3 protein-coding genes and 1 pseudogene are annotated in these 6,208 nt (G+C 36.4%); all 4 read left to right on the top strand.

Annotation, left to right across the window (positions count from 1 at the left end; translation table 11 throughout):
- Nucleotides 1-666, top strand: a pseudogene (locus tag V7266_RS27925) (ATP-binding protein); the annotation flags it as partial.
- The gene (locus V7266_RS27920) at nt 653-3,301 is read left to right on the top strand and encodes a Z1 domain-containing protein (protein WP_335472481.1); all 2,649 of its coding nucleotides are present in this window, start codon (nt 653-655) and stop codon (nt 3,299-3,301) included. The pseudogene V7266_RS27925 and the gene V7266_RS27920, both read left to right, overlap by 14 nt.
- 21 nt (nt 3,302-3,322) lie before the next feature.
- On the top strand, nt 3,323-4,348 hold the full coding sequence (locus V7266_RS27915; RefSeq protein WP_335472480.1) for a PD-(D/E)XK motif protein: 1,026 nt from the start codon (nt 3,323-3,325) through the stop codon (nt 4,346-4,348).
- Complete coding sequence (locus tag V7266_RS27910; protein WP_335472479.1) at nt 4,348-6,165, top strand: AIPR family protein; 1,818 nt, start codon at nt 4,348-4,350, stop codon at nt 6,163-6,165. The genes V7266_RS27915 and V7266_RS27910 overlap by 1 nt, the downstream gene beginning before the upstream one ends.
- Nucleotides 6,166-6,208 lie beyond the last annotated feature (43 nt).

Here is a 6,208-nt window from a genome sequence, read left to right as displayed (position 1 = left end):
CATCAGGGGTTTTACATTTATAGAGAAAACAGACTCTTATATTTTGGTGATTGGATGGGACTCCACCCAAAGGATGCAGCTTCCCAGCTTGCCAGGGTTCGGATTGATCTCCCTAATGAAGCTGACTCTGATTGGCAGGTAGATATAAAGAAATCAGGGATAAACTTGCCTGAGGAATCCAAAAGAAGGCTCGAAGCAATTTCAGGAATTGCTCGTAAAGTGTCTAAGGAAATTTTCTATTTTCGTACTCAAGGAAAAACTCCGGAGCAGACATTTAAAGGAAGTTTAAACACATGGGAACAGTCAGGAAGAGAGGACGGCCCACAATTTGTATTGAATAGAAACCATCCGATAATAACGGAATTATTAAATCGAATGGATGATGAAACCTCAAAGCTTTTTAATTTATATCTAAGGTTTGTCCAACTTGGATCACCAAGCAATATTATCGATTCACCAAAGGTTCCTGAGGAAATTATTCAAGAGGTATCGGATGCTCAAAAAGAACTGGTTATACAGTTTGCCTCAACCATTTTGAAACTAAAGGTAGCTGATAATGAAGAGCAGCTGCTTAACATATTACTTACACAGCCAGCTTTTGACGGACTTAATAGGGCAACCTTGAAAAAGATTATAATGGAGGCAGATTTGATTGACGGGAATTGATAAAAAAGTACTCTTTGAACAAACATTCTCAACCAACTTCTATTCACTAAAATCCTTTTTTACCACTCAAATGGAAGCGGCGGATAAAGCTCTTGAAATTGCAAGGATGATTGTATCAAGTTCAGATAACCTAGATGATAGCACATTTGAGGCGTGGTCACTAGAGATGTTCGCAAAGTATAAAATTGGTGAGGATATTCCAAAAATTTATTCGATGCAAAGTAATAGTGAAGGGGAAAAATGGTACAGTCCTGAAATGGTTTCAGGCAGCTTTTTTTGGACAAGGTATCGCCAATATTTGAGTCAAATTAAAGGCTGGCCTATGGAATCAATTGAGGCAATTGATGATACGACAAATGAAATCATGAAGTCCCTTGGGAATCCGAAGTCTAATCAGCCATTCGATAAGCGTGGAATAGTCCTTGGCTTTGTTCAATCTGGTAAGACGGCTAACTTTACAGGACTGATTAATAAAGCATACGACGTTGGGTATAAGTTAGTTATTGTACTATCAGGGATTCATAATGATTTAAGAGCACAGACACAAATCAGATTAAATCAAGAAGTAATAGGAACGATGGGTAAGGATGGTAAACCATCAGGAGTAGCAAAAATTTATACAAATGATGCCTCACATATTATTACTTCCTGGACCACTGAAGAAAACGATATTAGTTCACAGCACGGCGGGATAAGGAATTTAAATTCTCCTACTCTTATGGTAGTTAAGAAAAATAAAACTGTTTTAGAATCACTGCGGGACCAGTTGATTTACCATCGGAATTTATATGATTTGGATATTCCTGTTTTAATTGTAGATGATGAAGCCGACCAGGCTTCAGTTGATACTTCTGACCCTGTTAAAAATGAGGATCCGAAAACCATTAACAGGCTTATTAGACAACTATTAGAGGTATTCAACCGTAAAGCATATGCTGGGTATACCGCTACTCCGTTCGCAAATCTGCTTATAAGTACCGAGGCGAAAACAACTGAAGAAGGTCTGGACCTTTACCCTAAAGATTTTTTGGTAGGACTCCCAAAACCTAAGGATTATTGCGGTCCTGAGGAGTTCTTTAATGTGGAAGAGGATCCAAATGATAAGAGGCCTAGTTTAATACGCCACCTAAGAGAAGAAGATACGGGGATATTTACGACAATAAAGAAAAAAACAGATGCTGATAAATTTGAAGAGGTTCCTCCTCAAATGCGGGAAGCTATTTTGGCATTTTTGCTGACAATTTCTATTAGGAATTTAAGAGGACAGCGTAAGAATCATAATTCCATGTTAATACACACTTCCCGTTTTAAAGATGTTCAGTCTAGTGTGAAGGATGAGGTGGCAAGGACTTTTGAAGCTATCTCCCATCAAATTCAATATAATCCGGATAGTAAGGTCTTAGCTGAAATAAAAGAACTTTATGAAGAAGATTTTATACCTGCAGCCAAGGGATGGCCAGGTGAAAATCCTGTTTTCGGCTGGGATAAAGTATATGAGGAACTGAAAATTGTAGTTGAGATTATTCAGGTTTTTGAGATTAATGGAAATAGCAAAGATGCTTTAGCTTACAATCAGTATAAAGAAGATGGGTTAAATGTTATAGCTGTAGGGGGCGACAAATTATCCCGGGGATTAACACTTGAAGGGCTGAGCATTACTTATTATTTCAGAAATACACTCATGTATGACACTCTAATGCAAATGGGCCGGTGGTTCGGTTATAGAAAAGGATATATGGATCTCTGTAGAATTTATACTTCAGAGGAGATAGCGTCCAATTTTGAACATTTGGCCATTGCAATGGTGGAGTTGCGTGAAGAGTTTGACCGGCTGGCACAAATGGGGAAAACTCCTACAGAATATGCCGTAAAGATGTTAAGTCACCCTACTATGACATTAACAAGCCCATTAAAGATGAAAAATGCAGTATCATCAAACATTATCTATGGCGGAACATTGCAGCAGACCAGGATTTTTGGGACCAAAGAGCAGTTTTTTATGACTAATATGCAAGCTACAGAAAGTCTTATTGAAAAACTTACCTTTATAAAAACTAATTTTGGTAAAGGGAAAACCAGTTATTATGTTTCTTCCAATGTTAAATCCGAAATAGTTAAAGAGTATTTGTCGCTTTATGAGACTAAAGGAGATAAAGCAGATTCTCGATTGATGAAAAATTATATAGACCTTGCAAATGAAAATGGAGAGCTATTAAATTGGACTGTAGCCATTGTTGAAGGCGACCCGGCTGATCGTACAAAAATTGGACAATATCCAGTGAGATTAGGAAATATAGCCTTAGATACGGCAGTTGGACGTGGAAAAGACGTTAAAGAACCTGCTAATAAGGAGAACGATATTGATATAAAGGCCATCGTTGCTCCTAATCAAGAGTACATCGATATTAATTCAGAAATATTAAAAGGTATTAAGGATAGGACGGAAAAAAGAAAACTACGTCCAAAGGAGAATGGATTACTGCTAATCTATCCGCTAAACCCTAATGTTCCCGTTTTTAAGAGTATCGGGGTCCCTTTTAATGAAAATCTTGTGCCTATTGGAATAGCGATTTCTTTTCCTGGTACGGATATCGACGAAACAGATGTTTACCAGACAAATAGGACTGTCCAATAACTTATTTAAAGGAGAATGTTTGTGGTAAACCTAAAAACTGAGTTTGACCAGATGATTGTAGAGCTTGAGGGGCAGGCCGAGAATGAATTCTATAAACTTAAAGTTCTGACATATGAAGGTCCAGTAATTTTGGCAGGAATTGATGCAACTAATTTAACCAGAATGCTTTATATAGATTTAGGCCAAACGCCATGGGAAGATGAACAACTGAGGGCACTGCCTAAATGGCGGGGGTTAAACATAAAAAAGGAGTACTTTGAAAAAGTTTTTTCTTTAAGAAACCACCATTTTTTGATAATAAGGCAGGGTGATGAGAAAGGTACTGAGATCTTTGACTCTGTGCTTCAAAATTTAGTTGATCATTTAGTCAATAATAAAGAGGAATCTTTATTCTCGAACATATATAGTGTTCTTGACAGGTGGAGAGTATTTTTCCAAAGAGGCGGCTATCGAAAACTATCAGATGAGCAGCAAAGAGGTTTGTTCGGTGAACTTTGGTTTATTAATGCTTGGCTGGATAAGTTTCCAGGCCAGCCGCCTCTTATAGTCGAACAATGGTATGGACCAACAAAAGGGAGAATTGACTTTAAGAATAAAAAATGCGGTTTAGAGATAAAGACGGTCGCAGAAAAATTATCAAAAACGATTAAGATATCTAATGAGAACCAACTAAGATTAAGTGAGGCTATTTCAACTATCTTTTTATATGTTTGCTTTTTAGAGGAGAGTAAAACACATGGTTTATCATTAGAGGAGCTTGCTCTTCAAGTAAAAGAAAAGTTAGCACAACGGTCAGATAGAATTGCACACATCTATAACAATTTTTTAATCGATCTTGGTTTTAAAGAAGAGGAATATGCTGAAACAAAATACTTTGTAGAGAAGGTAGAGGCATATGAGGCAAAAAAGAATTTCCCAAGGCTGTTAAAAGAAGACCTGCCAAAAGGTATTTCTCATGTAACATATAATATAGATTTAACCCATTGTTCGGAATTTGAAATTGAGCTGGAAAATATTTATCAAAACTTTAGAGTGGATGGGGAATAATGATTGAAATTAGGCAAAGAAAAGAATTTCTTATAGATTTTATGGAGGAACTAGAGGAGAAGGCTATTAAGGCAGGCAGCTATCAAATACCTTTTCTTGATAAGATGCTTACATTCATGGATCGGCCGGACGAACCTGAGATTTTGTTTCCTCCTTATTTAGATACAGCGAAAAATATAGCAGTTAATGCTTATTTATTCGATGATGAAAATAATGTATTAGATTTATATGTAGTTAATTACGATTTCGAGCAAAATGAGAACGATTTGCTTACCATTAATATGACGACAGTAACAGAAATCGCAAATAAAGCAAAAAGATTTATTACAAATGCAGATGCATTGGTCCAGTCGATAGATCCATCTCTTCAATCCTTTGATTTAGCAAAATTGATTTCAGATAATGGTGAATCAATAAATGAAGTTAATATATTTGTTATTACTAATTTGTATTACACCTCAAATAAACCTGTAGATATCACGATACCCGGAATTGAAACGGTAAACGTTCAAGTATGGGACATTGATCGAGTGCAGCAATTGATTACCGCAGAACAGGGGGTTGAGACAGAGTATATTAACTTTGAACGTGATTATGGAGAAACTCTTAATATGGTTCTCGTTCCAGACCCTCTCAGCGGAGTGAAAAATTTTGATTGTTATGTAGGTTATATTTCAGCTGAACTATTGGCGAAAGCTTACGATGAATGGGGACAAAAATTAGTTGAAAGAAATGTTAGGTCGTTCCTTCAGGCAAGAGGAAGCACAAACAAAGGCATACGGGATACTTTAAAAGATCCTTTTCAGCGGAAAATGTTTGTAGCTTACAACAATGGAATTTCTACTGTTGCTCGTTCAGGTGATATTGAAAAGGTAGAAGATGGAGTAAATTTATATAAAATAAAAGGGTTAGGCGGCTGGCAAATTGTTAATGGGGGACAAACAACCGCTTCTATTCATCAAGCCTATAAAGATGGAATCAACTTAAGGGATGTTTTTGTACAAGCCAAATTAACAATCCTGCAGGTAAATGAATTTACCACCCAAGACCAGCATCTATTAGAAGATGAAATGGTTTCTAGAATTTCTCAATATGCTAATACGCAAAACAAAATTAATAAATCTGATCTTCTTGCCAATACTCGATTTATGTCTGATCTAGAGAAGTTCTCACGTAATATATGGATTCCTGCTACGGGTGGACGCAGACCAGAGAGCAAATGGTATTTTGAACGTGCTAGAGGCCAGTATATGGTTGACATTAATCGCAGAAAAAGAGGAAAAGAGCAGACAGAATTTAAAAAGCAGTATCCAAAAGATAAGGTTTTGACCAAAATAGATATATCCAAATGCTTTATGTCATGGGAGGGCTACCCGCATATTTCGAGCAAGGGCGGCGAGGAAGCCTTTAAAAAGTTTATGGATTTAAACAAAAGCTTCTGGAAAACAGACGGCAATAATCAATCGAAAATTACCTTATCTGTATACCAGAAGTTAATTGCTAGATCAATTTTAAATCGACGTGTTCAAGAAATTATAGAAGAAATGAACTTACGTGGATACAAAGCAAATGTCATTTATTATTCTATTGCTATGTTAAATCATTTATACGGAGATAGGATAGATTTAATTGAAGTTTGGGAAAAACAGTCTCTATCGGATAAATGGGATGAAGTGGTTCGAATAATTGCTGATAAAACACTATCCTACTTAAGAGAATCAGCAGGGGAAAGAAACGTTACCCAATGGGCGAAACAAGAGGCTTGCTGGATCCATTATAAAGAAAATTGCTCCAAGGAATTAAATAATCTTATTTAAAACATAGCATACCCTTATCTATATATTGAACTGTGACCCATAA

Source organism: Neobacillus drentensis, assembly GCF_036965645.1.
GTDB lineage: Bacteria > Bacillota > Bacilli > Bacillales > Cytobacillaceae > Neobacillus > Neobacillus drentensis_D.
This window is presented reverse-complemented; position numbering and strand designations above follow the sequence as displayed.

Bases quoted from the DNA above. Each gene is read 5' to 3' on its own strand.
- V7266_RS27910 (WP_335472479.1), top strand. From the start codon at position 4,348: ATGATTGAAATTAGGCAAAGAAAAGAATTTCTTATAGATTTTATGGAG.